The organism is Anaerobacillus alkaliphilus (assembly GCF_004116265.1).
Classification (GTDB): domain Bacteria; phylum Bacillota; class Bacilli; order Bacillales; family Anaerobacillaceae; genus Anaerobacillus; species Anaerobacillus alkaliphilus.
The window spans coordinates 42,218-66,361 of the sequence record NZ_QOUX01000030.1 but is presented as its reverse complement, the minus strand read 5'-3'; the positions used below and the strand labels follow the sequence as shown (position 1 = coordinate 66,361).

Below are 24,144 nucleotides of genomic sequence, written 5' to 3'. Positions count from 1 at the left end.
TCATTATTTTTTCACATTTGCGGAAAAATTTTGTAATGTTTTTCCTATATTATGTAATCGTGGGGGTCTTAATTATCATAAGAGGAGGGTTATTTATGGCTAAAAACAACACAAACCTAGAGACAAAAAAGGGTTATGTACCAACAGAATCAGATTCATCTTTAAAAGGAACCTTAATATTCACCATGTTAGTAGGATTATTTATTGTTGGATCTTGGTCAGCTATTTTCTACTTATTCTTAAATAGAATGTAATTTTGTGAAAGGGGGAACTTAAATGCATTTACATCGTTATGAAAAAATATGGTTAACATTTGGTATTGGGTCTTTATTCGTTTTTTTAGCAGTATTAGGAGTTAGTGCATTCGCATTCGGGCAACAACCACCTAGCCACATGGCTACAGTCGATCCACAAAATTTAAGTAATGAAGCACCTTTCAATGAGCCGGGGTTACGCCAAATTGACGAAAATACGTATCAAGCCACAATCATTGCAATGGCTTTTGGATATTCACCAAATAAAATTGAAGTTCCAGTTGGATCAACCGTACGATTTCAAGTAACTAGTTCTGATGTTGTTCACTCATTTACTATTCCAATGACAAATGTGAACTTCATGGTTACACCTGGTCATGTGAACATGGCCGAACACACATTTACCGAGCCTGGTACTTACCTCGTTCTTTGTAACGAATACTGCGGTACCGGACACCACTACATGCAAATGGCGATTGAGGTGAAATAATGAGAAATTCAGCATTAAGAGTCGATGAATTTGTTTCAGACACAGAAGTTAGAGTAGCACCAAAAGACGCTTCTCTAAGTATGGCACACATACACGTAGCATTTTTTGCTTTCATTATCGGGGCACTTATGGGACTTTTACAAGGACTTGTCCGCGGAGGCATGATTGAGCTTCCGAGTTGGCTTGGTTACTACCAAATTTTAACTGTCCATGGAGTTTTACTTGCACTTGTTTTTACTACTTACTTTATTTTTGGTTTTTTATTTGCCGGGGCTAGTCGTACTCTCGGGGCATTTCCAAATGGCCTTCGAAAGCTAGGCTGGGCTGGTTTTTGGGTAACCACGATTGGTACGCTAATGGCTGCTGTACTTATTCTGGCAGGGGAAGCCTCTGTTCTATATACATTCTACGCTCCACTTGCAGCTCATCCGTTCTATTATGTAGCTTTAACACTTTTTGTCGTAGGGACTTGGATTGCAAGTGCTGCAGTTCTTGCTCATTACTTTAATTGGAAAAAAGCAAATAAAGGACAAAAAACACCTCTATTCGGATTTATGGCTACAGCAACACTTATACTCTGGATTGTAGCATGTTTAGGGGTAGCAGCTACAGTATTATTACAAATGATCCCTTGGGCATTTGGTCTTACGGATAAGATGAACATATTACTAAGCCGTACACTTTTCTGGTATTTCGGGCATCCACTAGTCTACTTCTGGTTACTACCTGCTTACATGGCTTGGTACGTTTGTATTCCAAAAATCATTGGCGGAAAATTGTTTAGTGACTCACTTGCTCGTTTGGCCTTTATTTTATTCTTGTTATTTTCAATACCTGTTGGGTTCCACCATCAGTTAATGGAGTCTGGCGTTTCAGAGTTTTGGAAGTTCGTTCAAACAGTATTAACGTTCGTTGTTATCGTTCCATCATTAATGACCGCATTCTCAATCTTTGGTACGTTTGAGCAAACTGCCCGTTCTCAAGGTGGACGTGGATCACTTAGCTGGTTAGGTATCCTACCTTGGAAAGATGTACGTTTCTTCGCTCCATTTATGGGGATGTTAATCTTTATCCCAGCTGGTGCTGGTGGAATTATTAACGCATCTAATCAAATGAACGCTGTTGTTCATAACACACTTTGGGTTGTTGGGCATTTCCACTTGACCGTAGGCTCAACGATCGTTCTAACATTCTTTGGAATTTCATACTGGTTAATTCCACATTTAACTGGCAGAAAGTTTACGCCATATATCAACCGTTTAGGTATGGTGCAAACTTGGTTATGGACAATCGGAATGTTCTTCATGTCAGGTGCGATGCATTTAATGGGTCTTCTTGGAGCACCACGTCGTACTGCGTATACAACTTACCAAGACCACCCTACAGCAATGGCTTGGTTTGAAGGAATGTTTACGAATTATATAACAGTCGCTATTGGTGCTGTTATCTTAACAGCTGCTGCACTATTAATGTTCTATAACTTTATTTACATGGTTTGGTTAGCTCCAAAAGGAGAAACAGCGTTCCCTGTAAGTGAACCTGCAAGTGATGCATCCACTACACCTGCAATTTTTGAAAACTGGAAACTCTGGATCGGCATTGTCGTATTACTCATCCTTTTCGCTTACACCATTCCGGTTTACGATATGATTGTTAATGCACCACCAGGTTCACCTGTATTTAACTATCTAATTAAATAATGAACAAACCACTAGGGCTTCCCTAGTGGTTTTGCTTATGTTTAGAGGCTGAAGTCACCTCATTCGTTACCAGTTCTGTCTTTTTTGCATGGCTCTTTCCGTAAACATTGTGGCTTTTCTATCCTGAAATTATTGGAAAAATACCCCAGATGAAGATATCAGCCAATAAATTATGTAAGAAAAGAGCATTACTTACTAAATTAGTGGTCAATTCTTAGTAATTTGTGTAAAACTCCGGCTTTTGAGATTTTTACGAAAGCAACAAACTTTTCGAAAACAGTCTTTTACATAAACAAAAAACGTAGAGCGATGAAGTTCATCACTCTACGTTTTAATTGGCTGACTTCGTCTCACCTTTCCAATCGAGCATAGCACCCTTTATATTGGTTACATTTTCATAGCCTTGCTCTTTTAAAAACGCCGCTGCCTTCATACTTCTATTTCCACTTCTACAAATAACAATAATTTCTTTATCTTTAGGTAGATCCTGATAGGTTTGTTCAAAGGAACTCAAAGGGTAATTCACGAAGCCCTCGATATACGCTTCATTAAATTCATAATCTTCCCTTACATCAATGTAAAAAGCTTCATCATTGTTTTTTATCGAGTCCGCCATACGATAGCTTAGATCACTAACCTCCAATTGCTTAACTCCTGTAAGAGCCTCTTCATTACAACCGGTAAGAAAAACGATCATCAAGATTCCTAAGAATAAAAATCTGATAAAATTGTTCATTTAAATCGCCCACCTTATTCTCTTAAATAGTACATCTATAACTCCTATAATTATATTACATATAGTGTTATTACTACCTGGCAAGTTATGAATGTTTAAAGGCAATTAATGACGATTTTACATATACATAATCTATATTGATACCCTAATCTTAACAAGTAAGGTGATTTGCTATGGAAAACCCTAAAGAAAACAATATACCTTATACTCTAAGTCATATATTAATTATTTTTGCAATGTTGGCTATTTTGATTGTCTCTAATCTTTACATCATGATCCCTCTCTTAGGAAATGTAGCAACTACTTTTTCTATTTCAACTTCAGAAGCTAGCCTTTCTATTAGTGTATTTTCATTCTTTTACGCATGTGGATTAATTTTTTTCGGTCCCTTATCAGAACGGTTTGGTCTAAAAGAGACCATTTGCACAGGCTTATTCGTTCTAATCATCCTAATGGCAGCAGGCTTTTTCATGACTAACTTCTCTACTCTTCTTCTCCTAAGAGCGCTACAAGGGTTTTGGGCAGCTTCATTCGCACCTGTATCATTTATATATGTATTGAATGTATTAAATATAGAACATCGCGGGATAGCAATCGGAGTTATTAATACAGGGTTTTTATCAGCTGGAGTCATCGGTCAATTACTAAGCTCTTCAGTAAACATCGTTTATGGTTGGCAGAGCATTTTTCTTACTTTAGCAATTTTGTATTCATTTCTTCTAATTTACTCTCTAAATAAGCTTCCACGACCAAGGAAACAAAAACAATCAAGGTCTATCCCAACATTATTAAGGACCATAATATCAATTCCTTTTCGACAAGATTTAAAAAGACTTTACTTCATTACATTTACAACTTTACTAGCATTTGTAGCCTACTATACAGCGCTAGAAAATTTCTTTTCAACGAATACGGATGCTACTCCTTCGACGACGTTAATGGTCCGTGGGTTTGGCCTAATTGGGTTAATTATAACTATTTATTCTACTAAGATTGGCACACGCTTCGGCTATGAGAATACAATTCTTTTCGGTCTTACTTTAAAGCTCATAGGTTTACTATTTAGTGGCACAATAAATGTCTACCTCATCGCTTTTGGTTCTATCGTTTTCGTTGCAGGGGTTGCAATCATTATTCCTTCCCTTATTCAACTTATCGGTTACAAAGGCGGGCATGACCGGAGTCTAACAATTTCTATGTATAGCTTCATTTTGCTATTGGGAGCAAGCTTCGGAAGTGGCATTACTGTTTTCTCAAGCTACTTCATTCAGCTTTTTACCTTAGCTACTTTGTTATTTGGTTCCTTCATTATTATTCTTATCGAGAAAAGTGGCTCAAACATAAAAAAAACGTAAGAATTGTATTTACTATTTGTGAGTTTTTTTATAGTGTAGTACCTAGGGGTTTTCCCCAAAACACTATCAAGTAAGGAAGTGTTTCTATGAATGCTGATCAATTAACCGTACTTATTATTAAGTACCTAAAAGAAAATAAAAAAGGCGCCCTCGAAAAGGTTATTGATGAACTTCAACCTTACGACATCGCCCAACTGTATCAAAACCTACCTGGCAAACACCATTTTAAATTTTTATTGTATTTATCACCTCAACAAATTGCTGATCTCATCCAGGAGTTGGATAGTGATTTGCAAATTGAAATTCTTCATCGCCTTGGTATCGAAAAGTCATCTAAAGTTATGGACTTAATGGAAAATGATGACTTAGCAGACTTATTAAGTGAGCTTTCTGTTGAAAAAATCCAAGAATATTTGGCTGCGATGAAATCGGAGGATTCTACTTACGTTCAGAATTTAATGACCTATTCGCCAGAAACAGCCGGCGGATTGATGACCAATCAGTTTGTTTGGATTAAGAATGATTATACTGTTCGAGATGCTGTGGACAAGCTAAAGTCATTTGCGGAGATGAACCATACAATTTATTACCTTTATGTCATTAATGATAATAAAGAACTTGTCGGTGTAGTTTCGTATCGAGACATGCTTCTTAGTAATATTGACGAGAAAATTAGCGATATTATGTTTAACCGAGTTATCTCGGTACCTGTTGATCTTGACCAAGAAGAAGTGGCACAACTCATTCAACGCTATGACTTCGTTGCTGTACCAGTTGTTGACGAAAAAAACAAATTACTTGGAATTGTAACTGTCGATGACGTGATTGACGTTGTCATTCAAGAGGCAAATGAAGATATCGAGAAATTATCTGCATCTGGTAAGGATATCGATTTTAATACAAAGGCAACGACTGCCTCTTTCCGCCGTTTACCATGGCTAATCTTATTATTATTCATCGGTTTAATCTCAGGTAGTATTATTAGTGGATTTGAAGATACTTTAGAACAAGTTGTTGCCTTAGTGTTTTTCATGCCAATGATTGCTGGAATGACTGGAAATACGGGTACTCAATCTCTAGCTGTTGTTGTCCGCGGACTTATTAGCCATGATCTAGATAGAAAAACAGTAGTAAAGTTAGTCACACGGGAATTAGGAGTGGGTTTAATTATAGGTATTACATGCGGAGCACTAATCGCAATTATTGCTTATGTATGGTTAGGTCCAATTTACTCCTTAATAGTGGGCGGTTCATTAATTTTAACCTTAATCATCGGAACAATGGCAGGGACGATCATACCTTTGTTACTGTACAGATTTAACATCGATCCTGCAGTTGCCTCCGGTCCACTTATCACAACATTAAATGATATATTTTCATTAATTGTTTATTTTAGCTTTGCAACTGCATTTCTATCTTATCTATAAAATAAAGAGTGTAACGTTCTGAGCAACCAACTCACCACATTACACTCTTTTAGTTATAGAAGCTTTTCACCGAACAGTGATCCCATTAAGGCTACAGCCACTGTTGCAGTATTATTTTTGTCATCTAAAATCGGATTAACTTCAACGAACTCAGCTGAGGTAACAATTCCAGCTTCCGCTAACATCTCCATTGCCAAGTGCGTTTCACGGTATGATGTACCACCTAGTACTGGAGTTCCTACACCCGGGGCATCGTGTGGATCAATGGCATCTAAATCAAGACTTAAATGAACACCATCTGTACCATTAGAGACGTGCGCAATCGCTTCTTCCATCACTTTTGTCATACCTAGACGGTCAATTTCGTGCATTGTGTATACTTTAATCCCTTTTTCTTTAATAAGCTCTTTTTCACCCGGATCAAGGGCCCGTGCACCAATAATGACTACATTTTCTGGTTTGATTTTTGGAGCAAAACCATTAATACCAGTTAAATACGGGTGACCTATCCCTAAACTAACTGCCAAGGACATCCCGTGAATATTTCCAGAAGGTGAGGTATCACCTGTATTTAAGTCACCATGAGCATCAAACCAAATAACCCCTAAGTTCTTATGGTGTTCTGCAACACCAGCAAGAGTTCCAATTGCAATACTATGATCTCCTCCTAAAACTAATGGAAATTGATCCATAGCAACGATATCAGATACTGCTGATGCAAGTTTTTGATTTGCTTTCACTACTTCTTTTAAATCTTTTAAATTTTCTTCATCTATTATATCAAAACGATTAGGTCTGCCGATTTCTATGTCACCAATATCATTTACTTCGTAATCAAGGGATTGTAGACGTTCAACAACATTTGCATAACGGATGGCACTAGGGCCCATATCAACACCACGGCGTCGTTGACCTAAATCCATCGGCACTCCAATAATCGATATTTTCTTCTTCATAGAAACTACCTCTTTTCAGTTTCATAGATTTTTATTTTAAAAGTCCTCGTAATGCAAAAGCGACATTCTGTGGTCTTTCCGCAAGTCTTCTCATAAAATAGCCGTACCAGTCGTTTCCAAATGGCACGTAGATACGCATTGTATAACCTTCATTAGCAATATCTTGTTGCATATCTGTACGGAAGCCATATAACATTTGAAACTCAAATTGAGTTTTCGGGATATCATTTTCTTTGGCAAACTGCTTTACTTTGGCAATAATATTATGGTCATGAGATGCAATAGCCGTATAACTTCCATTTAATAAGTGCTGTTTAATGATTTTAAGGTAATTTTCATCGATTTCTGCTTTATCTTGTAAAGCAACTTCAGGAGACTCTTTATAAGCTCCTTTTACCAAACGAAGAGATACACCCTTTAAATCTTCAATATCACGTGCTGCTCGGTATAGATATGCTTGAATTACCGTTCCAACGTTTGAATACTCTCGACGTAATTCTGCTAATAAGTCTAGCGTAGCATCTAAATGAGAGTAGTCTTCCATATCAATTCTCACAAAAATATTATGCTTTTGTGCTGTCGCTAAAATACTTCTCATATTGTCTCGACATAGGTTACGATCAATATCAAGACCTAACTGCGTAAGCTTTAATGAAAGATTGCAGTTTACACCCGTCTCTGCTATAGCCTCTAATGTTCTCACACAGTAATCAGCAGCCTCAATTGCTTCCTCACGATTAAAGACAAATTCGCCTAAATGATCGACAGTACAAGCAAGACCTTGAGAATTTAACTGTTTAACTGCATCCATAGCACTTTCTATTGTTACCCCAGGGATTACTTGTTTAGCACCAAGCTTAAGTCCCCATTTTTTGGCACCTTTATTTAGTGTCTTATTTTTCGATAGAAAGAGGAAAAAATTTCTTAAAACCATTTCCATTGCAAAAACCCCTTTTGTTGTCATAAATAATGTAGTTGTCCTATTAAAGTTGTTGATTTTAGCAATCTAATAATCTTGCACTTCAAAGGAATTTTTTTTTTTAGCACAAATTCGCCTTTTCTAATAGAAGGGAGCTATTAGCCCCCCTTTTCTCTTCAAAGCAATAATTAAACTTCTAAGACACTAGTAATATGCTCCAACGCCCAATCCAAATCTTCTTTTGAAATAACAAGCGGTGGCGCAAAACGAATAACGTTTACATGCGTTTCTTTACATAGTAATCCTTTTTCTTTTAACTGTTCGCAATATTTACGAGCCGGTTCTGTTAACTCAACTCCAATAAACAAACCTTTACCACGAACTTCTTTGATTACAGAGCTGTTAATCTCTTTTAACTTTTCTTGAAAATAATGACCTAGTTCCAACGAACGCTCTGCTAATTTTTCCTCTTCTAAAACTTGCAAAGAAGCGACAGATACAGCACATGATAACGGATTCCCACCAAAGGTTGAACCATGTGACCCTGGTTCAAATACGCCTAGTACATCTTCATTTGCAGCTACTGCAGAGATTGGCATGACGCCACCCCCAAGTGCTTTTCCAAGAATGTACATATCAGGCACAACTTGATCCCAGTCACACGCAAAGGTCTTACCTGTACGTCCTAAACCTGATTGAATTTCATCAGCAACGAGTAGCACATTATTTTGTTTACAAACTTCATATGCATCTTTTAGGAAGCCTTCAGGAGGAATAATAATCCCAGCTTCACCTTGAATTGGTTCAAGCATAAACGCTGCTGTGTTTTCAGTAATGGCTCCTTTTAGCGCTTCAAGATCACCATAAGGAATGATTTTAATTCCCGGAAGCATTGGACCAAATCCTCGTTTATATTCTTCATTAGAAGAAAGAGAAACAGCCGTCATCGTTCGTCCATGAAAGTTATCTTCACAAACAATAATCTCAGCTCGGTTGGCTTCCACACCTTTTACGTCATACGCCCAGCGGCGAACTGCTTTCACAGCCGTTTCAACAGCTTCAGCACCTGTGTTCATTGGTAATACCATGCTTTTTCCAGTTAACGCGGAAACCTTTTCATAAAATTCACCTAGTTGATCATTATGAAATGCTCTCGAAGTTAGTGTAATGCGATCAGCTTGATCTTTTAATGCTTGAATAATCTTTGGATGTCTGTGACCTTGATTTACTGCAGAATAAGCACTTAACATATCAATATACTTATTCCCTTCTGGGTCTTCTACCCAAACACCTTCAGCTCTTGAAATAACAATTGGAAGCGGATGATAGTTGCGCGCTCCAAACTTCTCTGTTTGTTGAATAATTTCGTTTGTTTTACTCATTGTATTACCTCCGTCCAATAGACTTGAGATCTAAATTGCCTTGGCGACCTCTCTTACTTAATAAAGTCAGTCGCCATGGCTTAGTTAATGTGAATTATAGTTGCTCAGATACTAATTTCGCTTGTGTAAATAGTAATAAATAATCAGGTCCACCAGCTTTAGAATCTGTACCTGACATGTTAAAGCCACCAAATGGATGGTAACCTACAATTGCACCTGTACAACCTCTATTAAAGTATAGGTTTCCAACATGGAAGTCCTCACGTGCTTTTTCAAGATTTTCTCTATTTCTAGTAAGTACCGCACCAGTTAAACCGTATTCAGTATTATTAGCAATTTCTAACGCATGATCAAAATCATTTGCCTTACAGAACGCAACGAATGGACCGAATACTTCTTCATGCATAATGCGAGCATCTTCATTTACATCAGCAAAAATTGTTGGCTGGATAAAGAAACCTTTGGAGTTATCTCCAGTTCCACCTACCATTAATCTTCCTTCTTCTTTACCAATTTCAATATAGCTCATGATTTTATCAAATGCTTTTTGATCAGTTACTGGACCCATAAAGTTATTGAAATCAGCAGGAGCACCAATCGTTAACTCTTTTGTTAACTCTACAGCTCTTTCTAATACTTCATCGTATACATCTTGGTGGATGATCGCTCTTGAACAAGCAGAGCACTTTTGTCCTGAGAAACCAAATGCTGATTTCACGATTGATTGTGCAGCTAATTCTAAATCAGCATCTTTATCAACGATAACCGCATCTTTCCCACCCATTTCAGCTACTACGCGTTTTAACCACAGTTGACCTGGGTGAACTTTTGCAGCACGCTCATAGATGCGAACACCAACTGCTTTAGAACCTGTAAATGAGATAAAGCGAGTGCGCTTGTGATCTACTAAGTAGTCACCAATTTCTGATCCGTATCCTGGAGTATAGTTCACTACTCCATTTGGTAGACCAGCTTCTTCTAATACTTCCATAAATTTATAAGCAATAACAGATGTTGTTTCAGCAGGTTTTAATAATACAGTGTTTCCTGTTACTAATGCTGCTGCTGTCATTCCAGCCATAATTGCAAAAGCAAAGTTCCAAGGTGGGATAACAACTCCAACTCCTAGAGGGATATACGATAGTTTGTTATGTTCAAACGGGCGACTTTCAACAGCAAAACCTTTGCTTAATTGAAGCATTTGACGTGCATAATATTCAAGGAAATCAATTCCTTCTGCTGTGTCTGCATCTGCTTCATTCCAAGGCTTACCAGCCTCTAGTACTAAGTACGCAGAGAATTCATGCTTACGACGGCGAATAATTGCCGCAGCTTTAAATAGAATATCTGCACGAACTTCAGGCTTCCATTTCTTCCATGTAGTAAATGTTTCATCAGCTACTTGCATAGCCTTTTCAGCTAAGTCAATATTAGCTCTAGAAACTGTACCGATAATTTGTTCTTTATTTGAAGGATTAAGAGAGACAATTTTGTCTTCTGTAGCAATTCTTTCACCATTAATGATAAGATCGTAGTTCTTTCCAAGCTCAGCTTCTACTTTAGCAAGCGCAGCCTCAAATTCTTGACGATTTATTTCTACTGTAAAATCTGTAAATGGTTCATGTTTGTATGGTACTACCATGAATATCCTCTCCTCTTCTAAATAGCTTCTTTTTACAATTATATTATTGCAATTATCGTGCCAACTTAACAATGTTATTTAAAGAGTACGGAAACGTTCAAAATAGCAAATTTTTTTTGCTATGCAAATTGTATTTGCACATTAACGCAAAAAAAATTTGCTCTTTAGACCTTTTATAGTAAACTTAAACTATCATTATTACCAGGAGGTGCTTTTCCTGTGGTTGATTTCAAAGATCCCCAACATCTAAAGAAATTTTCAAGGTTCTACCAACATGCAATCAATGAAATTGACAGTGGTATCCATGTCATTGACGAACATGGTAAGACCATTATCTATAATCAAAAGATGATGGAAATTGAGGCAATGCATGTAGAAGATGTCATAAATAAAAACTTACGTGACGTTTTTATGTTTTATGAAGATCAAGAAAGTACTCTTTTACAAGCTCTTTTCGAAGGGAAAACTACCAAGAACAAAAAACAAACCTATTATAATAATAAAGGCCAAGAAATTACTACTATTAATAACACCCATCCAATCATTGAAAACGGCAAGACCATTGGTGCTATTGAGATTGCAAAAGACATTACCAAACTAGAAAAATTGCTGAGAGAAAATAGCTCTATCAACGGTCAAACCTACTATACATTTGACTTAATCATTGGCGAGAGTTCGCCCCTAAAAGATGTAATTGATCAAGCGAAACGAGCAACTCGAACTTCTTCGTCTGTTCTCATTGTAGGAGAAACAGGCACAGGAAAAGAATTATTTGCTCAAAGTATTCATCACGGGAGTGACCGTAGTGACAAACCCTTCATTAGTCAAAATTGCGCAGCAATTCCAGAAAGCCTAATCGAAGGACTTTTATTCGGTACAAAGAAAGGGGCTTTTACTGGTGCAACAGAACGACCAGGCCTTTTCGAACAGGCTAATCATGGGACGTTGCTTTTAGATGAGGTGAATTCTCTAAGTGTTAATTTACAAGCCAAACTTTTAAGAGTCATTCAAGAAAAAAGCTTACGAAGAGTGGGTGACACAAAAGACACACAAGTGGATGTCAGGATCATTGCTACTATAAATGAAGATCCCTACCAAGCAATTGAAGCAGGGCGTTTAAGAAACGACTTATATTACAGACTTAGTGTTGTGTCTCTTCATATTCCTCCTTTAAGAAAAAGAAAAGAAGACATCCCCTTACTTGTTAATGCATTTATTAATAAATTTAACCGCAAATTTCAAATGGCCGTTCGAAAAATTGACGAAGAAATCTTTCGTTTGTTTTATCAGTACGATTGGCCAGGAAATGTTAGAGAACTTGAACACGTGATCGAAGGAGCTATGAACCTTATCACTGATGAGGATCGGATTGAATACACTCACTTACCGAGTCACTTCCGAAACAAAACACAATTTAAGGTAGAAATCCCTGAGATGTTTCAAATGACAGAAAGAAAAAGTGATTATCGACCTTTTACAAAGCCATTAAAAGAGCAACTAGAGGAGTTTGAAGAATTCTATATTCAAAAGGTACTCAAACAACATCACAATAACGTCACTCAAGCCGCGAAACAATTAGGGTTAAGTCGGCAAAGCCTACAATATCGAATAAAGAAGTTTCAATAAGAAATGGGCACATACTCTCCCCTTTATTCATAGGTTAAACATATGGATAAAACTCTCAAGGGTGATAGGAGTGATCATTACATGGCTCAGCAAGAATTTTCTCCACTATCCGTCCAAAGCTTATTTCTCTTAGGGTCAATTTTATTTCTAATTGGTTCATTATTATCTTTTAAAAATGAGTTAAACAACCATCGCAACGGAGTGTAGTTAGTTTCTGTCTCTATGTACCAAACCTCAATTTACATTGAAGGTTTGGTTTTTTTCATCAAGTTATTAACATATCTTGTCTAGAACCACGCATACAATACTACATGTCCTTCTATGCGAGGTTGGTTAAATGGCAAAGAAAAAAATACTAGCGATACTATTTGGTAGTCTCATTATTAGTATCGGAATTAATAACTTTTTTGTTCCTTTCCACATTCTTGATGGAGGAATGATTGGTCTAGGTTTAATTCTACATTATCAATACGATGTAAGTGTTGGAGTAGCAATTTTAATTTTAAGTGTTCCTATTTATGCTGCAGCTTGGATTTGGTACCGTGACTTTTTCTACAATAGTATTGTCGGTTTTGTGGTATCAGCTCTATTTATTGATCTTTTCCACTGGATGACGGTTAATGTAGAAAATCTCTCCCCACTTTTAGGTGCATTAGTCGGGGGTTCTCTACTTGGTATAGGAGTCGGCCTTATGTTTCTTTACGACATAAGCACAGGTGGCCTTGATTTACTAGCACAAATGATTGCCGATCTATTTAAAACAAACGTAGGTATTTTTATCTTCCTAATAGATTTACTTGTTGTATTCGTAGGTTTTTCAGTCATTACCTTTGACGAAATGATCCTTTCAACGATAGCTGTTGCTGCTACAGGAGTTACTACGACAGCAATCGTCATGTGTAAGGAAAAGTAACGACACTATATTTCCCAGGAAAGCAATTTTTTTAGAAAAAGACAAAAATCGAGCGAGATTCCGCTCGATTTTTGTCTTTTATTCTACTTTAAACCTATTAATCTTACTTTGCAGTTCAGTTGCCATTTCTAGTAAATGATCTGCAAATGACGTGATCTCAGAAAGGTCTGCAGTTTGTTGCTCTACAGATGCAGTAACCTCATTTATTTGCATCGCTGCTCTCTTAGCAATTGAAGCCATCTCCTCAAAAGAGGCATTAACACCTTCAGTTCCTGCACTCATTTGTTTAGCTGTTGATGTAAATAAGTCTACTTGAGTTACTACATATTGGGCTGATTGTTTGATATTCTTAAAAGCTTCACCCGATTTTTGTATTACCGAAACCCCTGTGTTCACTTTACCAGAGACTTCTTCCATCGCTTGCACAGATCTTTTCGTCTCTAACTGAATTTTCTCCGTGATCTGGGAGATATCATTTAGCGAGCTACTCGTTTGTTCCGCTAATTTCCTCACCTCATCTGCTACCACTGCAAAACCACGACCGTGCTCACCTGCTCTTGCTGCTTCGATAGCAGCATTAAGAGCAAGTAGGTTGGTTTGTGAAGCTAGAACTGATATTACTTCTACAATTTGATTAATTTCTTGAGAGTGTAACTCTAAATTATTTACAAGTATAGTTGTTTCTTGAACAGACCGATGTATTAGATCCATTTGTACGGAAGCTTGCTCAACAGTTACAATCCCTTGATTTGCGTCATCTACAGTAGTATTCGAAGCTACATTCACTTGCAATGCTGTCTCTGAAATATATTGAACTCCATCAGTTAAATCAGCTATTGCTTTTGAGCTTTCTTCAGAGCTTTTTACAGTAGTTGTTGCTCCTTCACTTACTTCTAGCATGTCACGAATAATTAAGTCATTATTATCAACAGCATGATGGAAGCTATTAGCTAATTTCCCTGAACTATCTGTTAATGTTCCTACATTTTGATTAATACTTTGAATTATTGAGTTCATTTCATCTATCATATGCTGAAACGCTACACCTAAGCTCCCAATCTCATCTTCTCGATTAGTAGTAAAGCTTACAGTCAAATCACCTTCTTTTACACGTTCCATTTGCTTTGTAAGAACTTTTAGTGGATTTATTAATAGTTTTGTTAAAATAAACAAGATAACAATTGATAACACTGATGTGCCTAACGTTACTAAAAAGGCCACTTTTCTTTCTTCATCGAGTCTCATCATTACATTAGTGGCATCAAAGTCAGCACCAACAATTCCGATGACCTCACCTGAAGAGTTAAAAATCGGTGCATAAGCATATACTAATGAACCGTAAGTTTCTGTAGTAACTAACTCGCCTACCATTGAGGTTCCTTCCTTATAGATTTCCAGTATGATTGGATATTCATCAATTAATTCAGTTTCACCAATTTCAGATGCCTCTTCATCCCCTAATGGAAGCCCATCAACGACATACATGTATTCATTACTATCCATTCCATCTCCAATTGTCATTGTGTACAAATAAAGTAAGCCATTCATTTCTCGGAATTGATTTAGTTCCTCACGCAACTGAAAGTAATAGGTAGTTTCTCCTTTTGAAATAATCTCTTGAAATTGAACTGGATCTATAATCTTCACTGCGCTTTCAGCAATCGATTTCGCTTGTTCCCCTACTGATTGTTCTACAAGTTCTTTGGCACTACTAAACATATACCAACCAAGTGATGATACTGTAATAATAAAAAAGACAGAAAAAAACAAGATAATTTTTGTTTGAATACTTTTCACGGATCTATCTCCTTTTAAGAATGCAAGTTTGGTAAAAACAAGAAAATTATACCTTATCTTGTCGAATAAAAGTACTAATTTTTTTTTGACTTGTTATCAAAAAAGAAGACTGAACAATCAGCCTTCTTTTTCGATATACTCAAACAAAAATGATTGTCCATTCCGATAAAAGCGGGGATCATAAATACCTACTATATCATCTTCATCGACGACAACGACGAAGGGTGACCACTCATAGAGTGTTCTTGCCTCAGGCTTTTGAGCGAATAAATCGTCTAAGTTTGTATCCTCACTACTTGTTAGACTAACGTGTAAGATAGGTTCTGACCAGAGATTGCGATGAGATATTTCTACTACATTTCCATTCTTTCCAATCACCGTATAGTTCCAAGGAGCAAAACTAGCAGATAAGGCCATTTGCTCATAGTTAGTACTAGTTTGTTGATAGATGAGATAGCCCTGACTCGTTTGAAAAACGATATGTAAAACAATGGCCAACCATACATACTGATATATTCGATAGGATGGCCATTTTGATTTCTTACTTAGGATGAAGCCACTCAAAATGATACCCCAAATTACAAAGTCTATTATCGGGATTGTTCCAAACGTAATTCGAATACTAGAGAACGGCTCGAAATACCCTGTTCCCCATGCATTAAATAAGTCGCTTGTGTTATGAATAAAGACCGCTAACACGCCCATTAAGAATATTCGCCTATCCTTCACTCTCCAAAAAAGGTAGCACAATAGTGCTATTACTAATGCCCACACCGGCACCAAAAAAATGGAGTGCGTAATACCCCGATGCCACATTTGATATTGACCTTCTGTATCCCAGAGTCTTGAAACCACATCAATATCTGGTATTTGACTACCTACTACTGTTGTAAACAGTAGTGCTCGCTTTTGCTCTTTTGTATAGTTTCGTTTATTAATTGCCCCATACAATGTAAGACCAAATAATGTATGTGTAATTGTATCCATAGCTGACCTCAATTCCCGTGAAATTTTCCCCACTAATCGCTTTCATCGTTAACAGCACGTTAAACATCGCCCCGTAGACAACTATCACTATTTTTAATATAGCAATTTAATGTGGGCTTTTTCAAATATTATCCATCTTCTAGTTCATAAGCCAAAGCAAAAAGAATGGCTCCATAGTTAGAACCATTCTTTCATTATTAACGTATGAAGTTGAAATACCTTGGAATTTCTAGCAGGTCTCCTGTAAAATATGGGCCAACTTGGGTTGGTTGAATTCCTTCAAATTGGACATATGAATGCCCGAAATCTCGAGCGGTAAAAAGAATTGCTTCGACCATTGCTTGATGACGAGGACTGTTTTCAAAAATTGTACCGTCAGCAAACGTAATTGTAACTACCTCGTCGTTTTGCTCAACGTTAGTAATTATAAACTCATCTCCAATAGGAGGAAGGTATCCCATGTTCCCAACACTTTCGTATTGCTTCATATATTCTAATGTTTCTTGCAAACTTACGTCCTCACTAGAGTCATTCCCTTTTGCACCAATTGACTTACCAGTGACTAAGAATAAATGGCCAGTAGGACTTTCAAAAAGGTAGTAGCCTCTGTTTTCCACCTCTAAACTAAAGCCTGATATTGGCCCTGATTGGCCCCAAAAGACATTAGGTTCACCGTCAGAACTTAATTCAACTTCTCGGAAGCGCGGCCAAAAGGTTTCTATTATTGATTGACTATAAGCGAAGTTCTCTGCCGTAGATAAACTTTCTAAACTCCCTGTTGGAACATCAATAATAAGTACCCCTCCTTTTCCTTCAAAGATTGAATTTATTTCAATTGAAGGAAAATTACCTATCCCCCAAGGCTCTCCAGAAAAGTTTTCTTTTACTGCTAAAAATCGCTCAATCTCATTAGCCCCTTCGGCTAAAAGAGTTACCTGAACAACAAATTCTCCTGCCGGGCCACTTACCGGAACTGCTAACTTCACAAGCTGATCTTGATAAAATTCTTCTTCATATGGTTGTACTGCCCCAAAATAGATTGTATAGTACTCATCAACAGATGTAATTCCTGGCGCATCAATGCTAGCAATGCCATTCATATCTACTTCCACATCACCAGCTTCTTCTGCTACCTCCATTCTGAATTCTGGTTGTGAATCCTCTATGGAAACATTTCTCTCACTTAAGAAAGAAGGTACTATTAATAACAGTAGAAAGAAAACAGCGGCAGCAGCTATTGAAGGAACAATCCAGTGTTTCTTAGTTTTGCGCTCTTTTATTTGATCTTCCTGCAATCGTTCCTGGATCCGCTCGAATAACGCTTCTTTGCTTTGCTTATCCTCAATTTTAGGCAGTTTTCTCAGTTGATTTTCAATCGTTTTTTCATCCCAGTTAGAGGACCGCTTCATCTTCCCACCTCCTTTAAGTCTGAATGATGGCTCCCGCCAAGTAGCTCTTGTAATGCTTTAATCGCACGATGTTGCGTCGTCTTTACTTTACTTTCTGTCCAACCTAATATTGATGCTGTTTCACTTATTGAGAGTGACTCAACATATCTTAAAATAATCACTTGTTGTTGATCCAGTGTACACTTACCTAACATACGATAAACTTCTTTCATTTCTTCTCTTTCCACAATAATTTCATCAGGTAGGGGTTCTTCATCTCTAATTTGGAACTCCTTTTCTGATAGCTCGAAAATACCTAGAAATTTTCGTTTCTTTCTATTTTGACTTCTGATCCAGTCGACACCAACATGCCTAGCGATAGAATATAGCCACGTTTTTTCACTACTATCCCCTTTAAATGAAGAATAAGAGTTAAAAACCTTTATATATACTTCTTGTACAAGCTCTTCAGCTATTTGTCTATTCCGAACCATGTAAAACAGAAACTGAAATAATGAATGGTGATAGGTTTCGTACAAGCGTTCAAATTCATCATTCACTGCTTCTTTCCCCCCTACTAAACTAGTCGTTGTTTTTTATGAAAAGTTACATATAAAATTTAAAAACTTAATCCAATCTTGGTTATAACTCTTTTTAAGCTAAATTACCACTGTAAATTTTACTACTTTCTATTATAACTGAAAAAAATAAAAAGACTGCTGAATTTATTCAACAGTCTTTGGTGATTTATGAAGTTGGTTGCTTAGGAACAATTTTAAAAATTTCTCCCGTTTCAAATAATGATATGACATCGTCTAGCCAATTATAGTAAGCCTCCGCTTGAGTAAGCTTATTCAAATCTAATTCAATCAATTCCCCGATTTTCTCATTAGTCGTTTTCTTATTTAAGGACTCTAACATGACCTTCGTTTCTTGAATAGCGATCATATTCTGTTCAGTAGCTTGTCTCCAACGAGTAATAAAAACATTTGAAAATGAACGATACCAGTCTTCTTCAGTTTTATATAAATCCTTTCTTATACCCTTTTCCCAAACACGCTCTACCATCTGAGCATCAAGGAGCATTCGGATCCCGGTACTCATGCTTGTTTTACTCATTCCGAGTTCATCACTCATTTCATCAAGGGTCATTGGCTCTTCAGAGAAAAACACTGTGCCGTAAAGTCGACCAACCGACTGTGAGATCCCATAGAGATGGATATTTTTCGCTATTTCACTAACAAAGCGATCACGCGCTTTACTTAATTCTCTGAACTCATTCTTGTAATTATTATCCATCATTCCTCCCCCTATTAAAGAAGTAATTGAATTACTAGTAGTATAACAAAGCGAAAAAAAAGTTAAAAGTTTACAGTAAGGTAGGATCAGGTAGGATATAGAAGTATTTCTAAGTATCCCCTTTGTATTATACGTACAGTTTTTTCTGTACGTACGATTTGTAAGAATTTCAAGGAATATACAGTTTGTTAAAAATAATTAAAATATTATATAGTATTAACAACGCTAATACAACTGGTATTTTGAGGTTTATTTCTAACGAATAACAAACTAAGAAAAGAGGTGTTGTTATGTCCAAAATAAAAGTTGAAAACTTAACGAAGGTCTTTGGTAAGAAACCAAAAAAAGCACTGGATCTTTTGGCCAAAAACGTATCAAAAGATGAAATATTAAAGCAGACCGGAATGACAGTTGGTGTTAATCAGGCAAACTTTGAAGTGAACAATGGTGAGATCTTTGTTATTATGGGCCTTTCCGGAAGTGGTAAGTCAACATTAGTTCGCCTCTTAAACCGACTAATTGAGCCTACTACTGGAAGCGTATGGATAGATGGTGTTGACTTAGCAGCCATGGGCGAAAAAGAGCTTCGGGATGTACGCAGAAAGAAACTCAGTATGGTATTTCAGAAATTTGGCTTATTTCCTTTTCGGACTGTCCTTGAAAATGTCGAATATGGTCTTGAAGTACAAGGCATTCAGAAAGTAGAAAGAAAAGAAAAAGCACTTACTTCGTTAGAACTTGTTGGACTTAAAGGGTATGAAGACAAATACCCAAGCGAATTATCTGGAGGAATGCAGCAGCGCGTTGGATTGGCTAGAGCATTAGCGAACGATCCAGATGTGTTATTAATGGATGAAGCTTTTTCAGCGTTAGATCCATTAATTAGAAAAGATATGCAAGATGAATTACTAGATTTGCAGCAAAAGATGCAAAAGACTATTATTTTTATTACTCATGATTTAGATGAAGCACTGAGAATTGGTGACAGAATTACGATTATGAAAGATGGTTCCATTGTTCAAATTGGGACACCTGAAGAAATACTAACTAATCCAGAAGACGATTATGTGGAAAGGTTTGTTGAAGATGTAGACCGCTCTAAAGTGTTTACTGCCGGCCATGTAATGAAACGTCCTGAAACCGTAAATGCGGAAAAAGATGGTCTTAGAGTAGCCATGCAGAGAATGAAGGAAATGGGAATTTCAAGTATCTATGTGACGAATCGCAAAAAAGAACTTCTCGGTGTGGTTAGTGCCGAACAGGTTTCAAAGGCTGCAAAAGATGCTAGCTTAGTAGATATAATGGATCAAAACGTCCCAACAGTACCACCCGAAACACCATTGCACGATTTGTTTGACATTGTTTCTACATCACCGATCCCAGTTGCTGTCGTTAACGATGGGCAATTAAAAGGAATTATTATTCGAGGAGCTGTGTTAGCAGCTTTATCATCTGGAGCGGAGGTGAAAACAAATGAATCTGATACCGAGGCTTCCGCTAGCTGATGGAGTTGATGCATTTGTAGACTGGTTAAAAAATGCTGATGGATTGTTTAAAGGGGTTACCGCATTTATTCGATTTTTTGTCGAGCTATTAAGCAAAGGCCTAAGTTCCATTCCTGAATGGTTATTTATTCTTCTTATTACGGCATTGGCGTTCTTTGCTACAAAAAAGCGATTTGGACTTCCGATCTTTGTATTCGTAGGACTATTTCTCATTCAAAATCTCGGTTACTGGAATGATATGTTACTGACACTTTCACTTGTTTTAACGTCAGCAGGTATATCTGTCATCATCGGAGTACCGATAGGGATTTGGATGGCTAAGAGTAAAACAACAGAAAACGTGATGACGCCTATTTTAGATTTTATGCAAACAATGCCAGCCTTCGTTTACTTAATTCCGGCGGTTGTATTTTTCGGAATTGGTATGGTTCCTGGGGTAATCGCCTCGGTTATATTTGCTATGCCCCCTACCGTCCGTTTAACAAACTTAGGAATTCGACAAGTTTCAACTGAGCTTATTGAAGCGGCTGATGCGTTTGGGTCGACACCTTTCCAAAAGCTTTATAAAGTTCAGCTACCAATGGCAAAGAAAACGATTATGGCCGGAATTAATCAAAGTATCATGCTGGCTTTATCGATGGTAGTTATTGCATCAATGATCGGTGCTTCTGGGCTTGGAACAAAGGTTTATTATGCTGTAGGAAGAAATGATGCAGGTGGAGGTTTTGAAGCAGGGATTGCTCTTGTAATTGTTGCCATCATATTAGATCGCTTAACCCAAAGTTTTAATACACAAAAGGGAACAATCTAGTTGGGTTTTCACTCTTTTAATGAGAGTTTAAATAAAAGGCTCTTTTCGTAAACATTGTGGCTTTTCTATCCTAAAATTATCGGAAAAGTACCCTAGATGAAGATATCAGCCAATAAATTATGTAAGAAAAGAGCATTACTTACTAAGTTAGTGGTGAATTCTTAGTAATTTGTGTAAAAATCGGGATTTTGGGATTTTTACGAAAGCAACAAACTTTGCGAAAACAGCCAAATAAAAAACATATATAAGAGGAGAGGAACAAAAACATGAAAAAATACTTAAAAAGACTTAGTGTCGCAGTGGGATTATCGCTAACATTATTTGTTGCTGGCTGTGGTGCAGATACAACTAGCGGAGATGGTTCTATTGCTAGCCAGTTAAACTACACAATTACAGGAATTGACGCCGGTGCTGGTATCATGGCTGCTACTGAAGAGGCCATCGAAGCTTACGGACTAGAGGGCTACAACCTTCAAACTAGTTCATCAGCAGCTATGACAGCAGCTCTTGCGGCAGCTTACGAGAAAGAGGAACCGATTGTTGTAACAGGCTGGACACCTCATTGGAAGTTTGCTAAATATGATTTAAAATACCTAGAAGATCCTAAAGGTGTATTTGGTGCAGCTGAAAGTATTCATACGATTGCCCGAGTTGGACTAGAAACAGACCACCCTTCAGCTTACCAAGTATTGGATAACTTCTACTGGGAGCAAGCTGACATGGGAGAAATCATGATTGCTATCAATGAAGGTGCAGATCCTGCAGATGCTGCTGCTGAATGGGTAGCAAATAACCAAGACAAGGTAGCACAGTGGACAGACGGTGTTGCTGAAGTTAACGGTGACAAATTAACACTAGTATTTGTTGCTTGGGATTCTGAAATTGCTTCTACTCATATGATTGGCCAAGTATTAGAAGATATCGGATATGATGTTGAACTGTTATCACTTGAAGCTGCAGGTATGTGGACTGCCGTAGCAACCGGAAGCGCTGATGCCCTCGTTGCTGCTTGGTTACCAGGTACACACGCAGTTTATTATGAAGACTATAAAGAAGATTTTGTTGACCTTGGGGTTAACTTAGAGGGTGCAGGAATTGGTCTAGTAGTTCCAGCTTATATGGATATTACATCAATTGAAGATTTAAATAACTAGGTGAAAAAAGCTGCTCAGGCAGCTTTTTTCAATTGTGATTGTTAATTTTAGGGGACTGCTTTAATGTTTATTATTCTGGCAAACATGTATACTTTACAGGAATGATACCTATGATTTTAGTATTATGATGTTAGAGGTGTGTACATGGATATTGTTTTATGGCTAGTTATTATTGTTCTTTTTATTATCAGCTTTGTCGGATTAGTATACCCAATTATTCCTTCTGTTGTTTTGATTTGGGGCGGAGTAGCCATTTATTACTTCTTCATCCTGCCAGAAGCTGTCTCATGGTGGACATGGAGTACGTTTATTCTTTTAACAACTCTCCTATTTATAACTGACTACTTAGCTAATATTTTCTTTGTTAAACGGTATGGAGGTTCAAAATGGGGCCTTCGCGCAGCAACAATTGGTGTGATCATTGGCTGTTTTGTTATTCCACCGTTTGGCATTTTGATTGTCCCGTTTGTTCTTGTATTAGTTACAGAACTCATTCAAAAAAAGACTATTGGAGAGTCGATAAAGGTTGCGACTGGAACATTGATTGCTTTTTTAAGTGGTACTTTTGCGAAAGCAATGATTCAGAGTGTAATGATTATTGTATTCCTATTAGATATCTTCCTTTAAAGAGCTTTAAAGAGTAATTACGAAAGCAAGCTATGCCTGAATTTAGGCATAGCTTGCTTTCGTATTAACTGGAATACCTTCGCAACACAAATCTGGGGAACAATGTTGCAAATCCCTCTACTTATTCTTGAGTTACAAGCTTTAAGTAAAGCGAGTTATAGATATGTTCAACCTCTTGATCTGTCATGTTCTTTAACTGACTGGAGTCCAAACCTTTCATCTTCTCAATAAAGTTAATCATGTTTTTACGCTCTTGTCTGCTCACGATAATTTCCCCCTTTAAGTTATTGTATTGATACAGTTGTTATTTATTAATTGTATTATATAACAGAGAAAAAAAGGCGTCAACAATATTTGGTATTTTATTTCTTATTTTCACTAAAATGGGCCCTACGACTGTATAAATACTTTTTACAGTGACAGTTTTTTTCAATATTTTTTGCTTTTATTATCAATTACGTTCTGATTTATGCTATTCTTGTTAGTATATAGCTTGGCTACTGACTATGTTTAAAGGAAGGTGTTATAGTGAGAAAAATAAAATATACGGTCTTAACACTTGCATTATTGCTTGGTTTAGCTGCTTGTGGACAAGGTACTACTCAACCACCAGAAGAACAAGAGCCTGTCGTAGGAGCTGAACCTGAAGTAGAGGAACAAGAAAAAACTGCTGAACAAACTGAGATTTCCGCTGAAGAGCCAAATGAGGCTGAGGTTGAGATACCAGTTCTAGATACGATTTATTTATACTTCTCTGACAATGATTTAATGACAATCTACCGTGTAGAAGTTGAAGGACCTTATACATTAGATGAAGAAGGAATTAAAAATGCTTTACAAAGCTGGGTTACTGGGCCTAAAGAAGAAGGTCTTCAAGGACTTGTACCTGAAGGTGTATTAGTACAGTCTGTAGAAGAGTTTGATGGTGCACTTTATGTATCATTTTCACGTGAGCTTTATGAAGCTAACTTAGGGTCAACAGGTGAAGGAATGATGGCTGAACAAATCGCCATGGTTGTTGAGCAATTTGGATATAAAGAAGTCTTTGTTCTAATTGATGGTGAAGTAGTCGATTCGTTATTAGGACATCTTGATTGGAATGAGCCTTTTATAGCAAATTCACCTGAAGATTACGAAATTTATACTAATTAATTGGCTGGGTGACAACGAAATGTC

At 37.1% G+C, this 24,144-nt stretch carries 24 protein-coding genes; 13 read left to right on the top strand and 11 right to left on the bottom strand.

The window, feature by feature from the left end; all coding sequences use genetic code 11:
• Nucleotides 1-95 precede the first annotated feature (95 nt).
• Genes DS745_RS08840 through DS745_RS08830 form a run of 3 tightly spaced genes read left to right on the top strand, consistent with a single transcriptional unit; the run spans nt 96 to nt 2,444 of the window.
• Nucleotides 96-254 (top strand): cytochrome c oxidase subunit 2A, encoded by a 159-nt coding sequence (locus DS745_RS08840; RefSeq protein ID WP_129077898.1) that lies wholly within the window; start codon nt 96-98, stop codon nt 252-254.
• Nucleotides 255-276: 22 nt separating this feature from the next.
• Nucleotides 277-744, top strand: a complete 468-nt coding sequence (locus DS745_RS08835) for a cytochrome c oxidase subunit II (protein WP_129077897.1) — start codon at nt 277-279, stop codon at nt 742-744.
• Nucleotides 744-2,444 carry a b(o/a)3-type cytochrome-c oxidase subunit 1 gene (locus DS745_RS08830; RefSeq protein ID WP_129077896.1) on the top strand — a complete coding sequence of 567 codons (1,701 nt, stop codon included), beginning with the start codon at nt 744-746 and terminating at the stop codon, nt 2,442-2,444. Before DS745_RS08835 ends, DS745_RS08830 begins: the two co-directional genes overlap by 1 nt.
• A gap of 331 nt (nt 2,445-2,775) precedes the next feature.
• On the opposite strand, the gene DS745_RS08825 is transcribed toward DS745_RS08830, so the two are convergent.
• Nucleotides 2,776-3,180, bottom strand: coding sequence for a rhodanese-like domain-containing protein (locus DS745_RS08825; RefSeq protein ID WP_241657767.1), 405 nt, complete (start codon nt 3,178-3,180; stop codon nt 2,776-2,778).
• Nucleotides 3,181-3,353: 173 nt separating this feature from the next.
• Between DS745_RS08825 and DS745_RS08820 the strand changes: the two genes are divergently transcribed.
• Together DS745_RS08820 and mgtE are read left to right on the top strand one after the other, a co-directional pair.
• Nucleotides 3,354-4,535, top strand: a complete 1,182-nt coding sequence (locus DS745_RS08820; RefSeq protein ID WP_129077895.1) for an MFS transporter — start codon at nt 3,354-3,356, stop codon at nt 4,533-4,535.
• An 86-nt stretch (nt 4,536-4,621) separates the two neighbouring features.
• On the top strand, nt 4,622-5,962 hold the full coding sequence (gene mgtE / locus DS745_RS08815; RefSeq protein WP_129077894.1) for a magnesium transporter: 1,341 nt from the start codon (nt 4,622-4,624) through the stop codon (nt 5,960-5,962).
• Nucleotides 5,963-6,015: 53 nt separating this feature from the next.
• Here mgtE and rocF read toward each other — a convergent pair whose 3' ends face one another.
• The 4 genes from rocF to pruA all read right to left on the bottom strand — a co-directional run bounded on the left by rocF (nt 6,016) and on the right by pruA (nt 10,861).
• Nucleotides 6,016-6,918, bottom strand: coding sequence for an arginase (gene rocF / locus DS745_RS08810; protein ID WP_129077893.1), 903 nt, complete (start codon nt 6,916-6,918; stop codon nt 6,016-6,018).
• A 31-nt stretch (nt 6,919-6,949) separates the two neighbouring features.
• Entirely contained in the window at nt 6,950-7,852 is a 903-nt protein-coding gene (locus tag DS745_RS08805; RefSeq protein ID WP_129077924.1) for a proline dehydrogenase family protein, read from the bottom strand.
• Between the two features lie 173 nt (nt 7,853-8,025).
• Nucleotides 8,026-9,219 carry an ornithine--oxo-acid transaminase gene (locus tag DS745_RS08800; protein ID WP_129077892.1) on the bottom strand — a complete coding sequence of 398 codons (1,194 nt, stop codon included), beginning with the start codon at nt 9,217-9,219 and terminating at the stop codon, nt 8,026-8,028.
• A 94-nt stretch (nt 9,220-9,313) separates the two neighbouring features.
• Complete coding sequence (pruA, locus tag DS745_RS08795; protein ID WP_129077891.1) at nt 9,314-10,861, bottom strand: L-glutamate gamma-semialdehyde dehydrogenase; 1,548 nt, start codon at nt 10,859-10,861, stop codon at nt 9,314-9,316.
• Nucleotides 10,862-11,080: 219 nt separating this feature from the next.
• Here pruA and DS745_RS08790 point away from each other — a divergent pair, with 219 nt between their 5' ends.
• The 3 genes from DS745_RS08790 (at nt 11,081) to DS745_RS08785 (ending at nt 13,400) form a co-directional block, all read left to right on the top strand.
• A complete protein-coding gene (locus tag DS745_RS08790) occupies nt 11,081-12,487 on the top strand; it encodes a sigma-54 interaction domain-containing protein (protein WP_129077890.1) in 1,407 nt (468 codons plus the stop codon).
• 81 nt (nt 12,488-12,568) lie between these two features.
• Complete coding sequence (locus DS745_RS25360) at nt 12,569-12,694, top strand: hypothetical protein (protein ID WP_277750909.1); 126 nt, start codon at nt 12,569-12,571, stop codon at nt 12,692-12,694.
• A 130-nt stretch (nt 12,695-12,824) separates the two neighbouring features.
• A complete protein-coding gene (locus DS745_RS08785; protein ID WP_129077889.1) occupies nt 12,825-13,400 on the top strand; it encodes a YitT family protein in 576 nt (191 codons plus the stop codon).
• 78 nt (nt 13,401-13,478) lie between these two features.
• Here DS745_RS08785 and DS745_RS08780 read toward each other — a convergent pair whose 3' ends face one another.
• From DS745_RS08780 to DS745_RS08760, 5 genes are all read right to left on the bottom strand, one after another.
• Nucleotides 13,479-15,197 (bottom strand): methyl-accepting chemotaxis protein, encoded by a 1,719-nt coding sequence (locus DS745_RS08780; protein WP_129077888.1) that lies wholly within the window; start codon nt 15,195-15,197, stop codon nt 13,479-13,481.
• 117 nt (nt 15,198-15,314) lie between these two features.
• Nucleotides 15,315-16,184: a metal-dependent hydrolase gene (locus tag DS745_RS08775; RefSeq protein ID WP_129077887.1), complete on the bottom strand. Its 870-nt coding sequence runs from the start codon at nt 16,182-16,184 to the stop codon at nt 15,315-15,317.
• Nucleotides 16,185-16,381: 197 nt separating this feature from the next.
• A complete protein-coding gene (locus tag DS745_RS08770; RefSeq protein WP_129077886.1) occupies nt 16,382-17,593 on the bottom strand; it encodes a hypothetical protein in 1,212 nt (403 codons plus the stop codon).
• Nucleotides 17,590-18,132 carry an RNA polymerase sigma factor SigX gene (sigX, locus tag DS745_RS08765; RefSeq protein ID WP_129077885.1) on the bottom strand — a complete coding sequence of 181 codons (543 nt, stop codon included), beginning with the start codon at nt 18,130-18,132 and terminating at the stop codon, nt 17,590-17,592. Before sigX ends, DS745_RS08770 begins: the two co-directional genes overlap by 4 nt.
• A gap of 187 nt (nt 18,133-18,319) precedes the next feature.
• Nucleotides 18,320-18,871, bottom strand: coding sequence for a GbsR/MarR family transcriptional regulator (locus DS745_RS08760; protein ID WP_338324533.1), 552 nt, complete (start codon nt 18,869-18,871; stop codon nt 18,320-18,322).
• 290 nt (nt 18,872-19,161) lie between these two features.
• Between DS745_RS08760 and DS745_RS08755 the strand changes: the two genes are divergently transcribed.
• The 4 genes from DS745_RS08755 to DS745_RS08740 all read left to right on the top strand — a co-directional run bounded on the left by DS745_RS08755 (nt 19,162) and on the right by DS745_RS08740 (nt 22,968).
• Nucleotides 19,162-20,376, top strand: coding sequence for a quaternary amine ABC transporter ATP-binding protein (locus DS745_RS08755; protein ID WP_129077883.1), 1,215 nt, complete (start codon nt 19,162-19,164; stop codon nt 20,374-20,376).
• Complete coding sequence (locus DS745_RS08750; RefSeq protein WP_129077882.1) at nt 20,345-21,187, top strand: ABC transporter permease; 843 nt, start codon at nt 20,345-20,347, stop codon at nt 21,185-21,187. Before DS745_RS08755 ends, DS745_RS08750 begins: the two co-directional genes overlap by 32 nt.
• A 266-nt stretch (nt 21,188-21,453) precedes the next feature.
• Complete coding sequence (locus DS745_RS08745) at nt 21,454-22,341, top strand: glycine betaine ABC transporter substrate-binding protein (protein WP_129077881.1); 888 nt, start codon at nt 21,454-21,456, stop codon at nt 22,339-22,341.
• 144 nt (nt 22,342-22,485) lie between these two features.
• Entirely contained in the window at nt 22,486-22,968 is a 483-nt protein-coding gene (locus DS745_RS08740; protein ID WP_129077880.1) for a DUF456 domain-containing protein, read from the top strand.
• A gap of 121 nt (nt 22,969-23,089) precedes the next feature.
• Here the strand turns inward: DS745_RS08740 and DS745_RS08735 are convergent, their stop codons facing one another.
• The gene (locus DS745_RS08735) at nt 23,090-23,233 is read right to left on the bottom strand and encodes a BH0509 family protein (RefSeq protein WP_129077879.1); all 144 of its coding nucleotides are present in this window, start codon (nt 23,231-23,233) and stop codon (nt 23,090-23,092) included.
• Nucleotides 23,234-23,496: 263 nt separating this feature from the next.
• On the opposite strand from DS745_RS08735, the gene DS745_RS08730 reads away from it, so the two are divergent.
• Nucleotides 23,497-24,120: a GerMN domain-containing protein gene (locus DS745_RS08730; RefSeq protein ID WP_129077878.1), complete on the top strand. Its 624-nt coding sequence runs from the start codon at nt 23,497-23,499 to the stop codon at nt 24,118-24,120.
• Nucleotides 24,121-24,144 lie beyond the last annotated feature (24 nt).

Coding starts and splice junctions, on each gene's coding strand:
- DS745_RS08840 (WP_129077898.1), top strand. CDS start 96: ATGGCTAAAAACAACACAAACCTAGAGACAAAAAAGGGTTATGTACCA.
- DS745_RS08835 (WP_129077897.1), top strand. CDS start 277: ATGCATTTACATCGTTATGAAAAAATATGGTTAACATTTGGTATTGGG.
- DS745_RS08830 (WP_129077896.1), top strand. CDS start 744: ATGAGAAATTCAGCATTAAGAGTCGATGAATTTGTTTCAGACACAGAA.
- DS745_RS08825 (WP_241657767.1), bottom strand. CDS start 3,180: ATGAACAATTTTATCAGATTTTTATTCTTAGGAATCTTGATGATCGTT.
- DS745_RS08820 (WP_129077895.1), top strand. CDS start 3,354: ATGGAAAACCCTAAAGAAAACAATATACCTTATACTCTAAGTCATATA.
- mgtE (WP_129077894.1), top strand. CDS start 4,622: ATGAATGCTGATCAATTAACCGTACTTATTATTAAGTACCTAAAAGAA.
- rocF (WP_129077893.1), bottom strand. CDS start 6,918: ATGAAGAAGAAAATATCGATTATTGGAGTGCCGATGGATTTAGGTCAA.
- DS745_RS08805 (WP_129077924.1), bottom strand. CDS start 7,852: ATGGTTTTAAGAAATTTTTTCCTCTTTCTATCGAAAAATAAGACACTA.
- DS745_RS08800 (WP_129077892.1), bottom strand. CDS start 9,219: ATGAGTAAAACAAACGAAATTATTCAACAAACAGAGAAGTTTGGAGCG.
- pruA (WP_129077891.1), bottom strand. CDS start 10,861: ATGGTAGTACCATACAAACATGAACCATTTACAGATTTTACAGTAGAA.
- DS745_RS25360 (WP_277750909.1), top strand. CDS start 12,569: ATGGCTCAGCAAGAATTTTCTCCACTATCCGTCCAAAGCTTATTTCTC.
- DS745_RS08785 (WP_129077889.1), top strand. CDS start 12,825: ATGGCAAAGAAAAAAATACTAGCGATACTATTTGGTAGTCTCATTATT.
- DS745_RS08775 (WP_129077887.1), bottom strand. CDS start 16,184: ATGGATACAATTACACATACATTATTTGGTCTTACATTGTATGGGGCA.
- DS745_RS08770 (WP_129077886.1), bottom strand. CDS start 17,593: ATGAAGCGGTCCTCTAACTGGGATGAAAAAACGATTGAAAATCAACTG.
- DS745_RS08760 (WP_338324533.1), bottom strand. CDS start 18,871: ATGGATAATAATTACAAGAATGAGTTCAGAGAATTAAGTAAAGCGCGT.
- DS745_RS08755 (WP_129077883.1), top strand. CDS start 19,162: ATGTCCAAAATAAAAGTTGAAAACTTAACGAAGGTCTTTGGTAAGAAA.
- DS745_RS08750 (WP_129077882.1), top strand. CDS start 20,345: ATGAATCTGATACCGAGGCTTCCGCTAGCTGATGGAGTTGATGCATTT.
- DS745_RS08745 (WP_129077881.1), top strand. CDS start 21,454: ATGAAAAAATACTTAAAAAGACTTAGTGTCGCAGTGGGATTATCGCTA.
- DS745_RS08740 (WP_129077880.1), top strand. CDS start 22,486: ATGGATATTGTTTTATGGCTAGTTATTATTGTTCTTTTTATTATCAGC.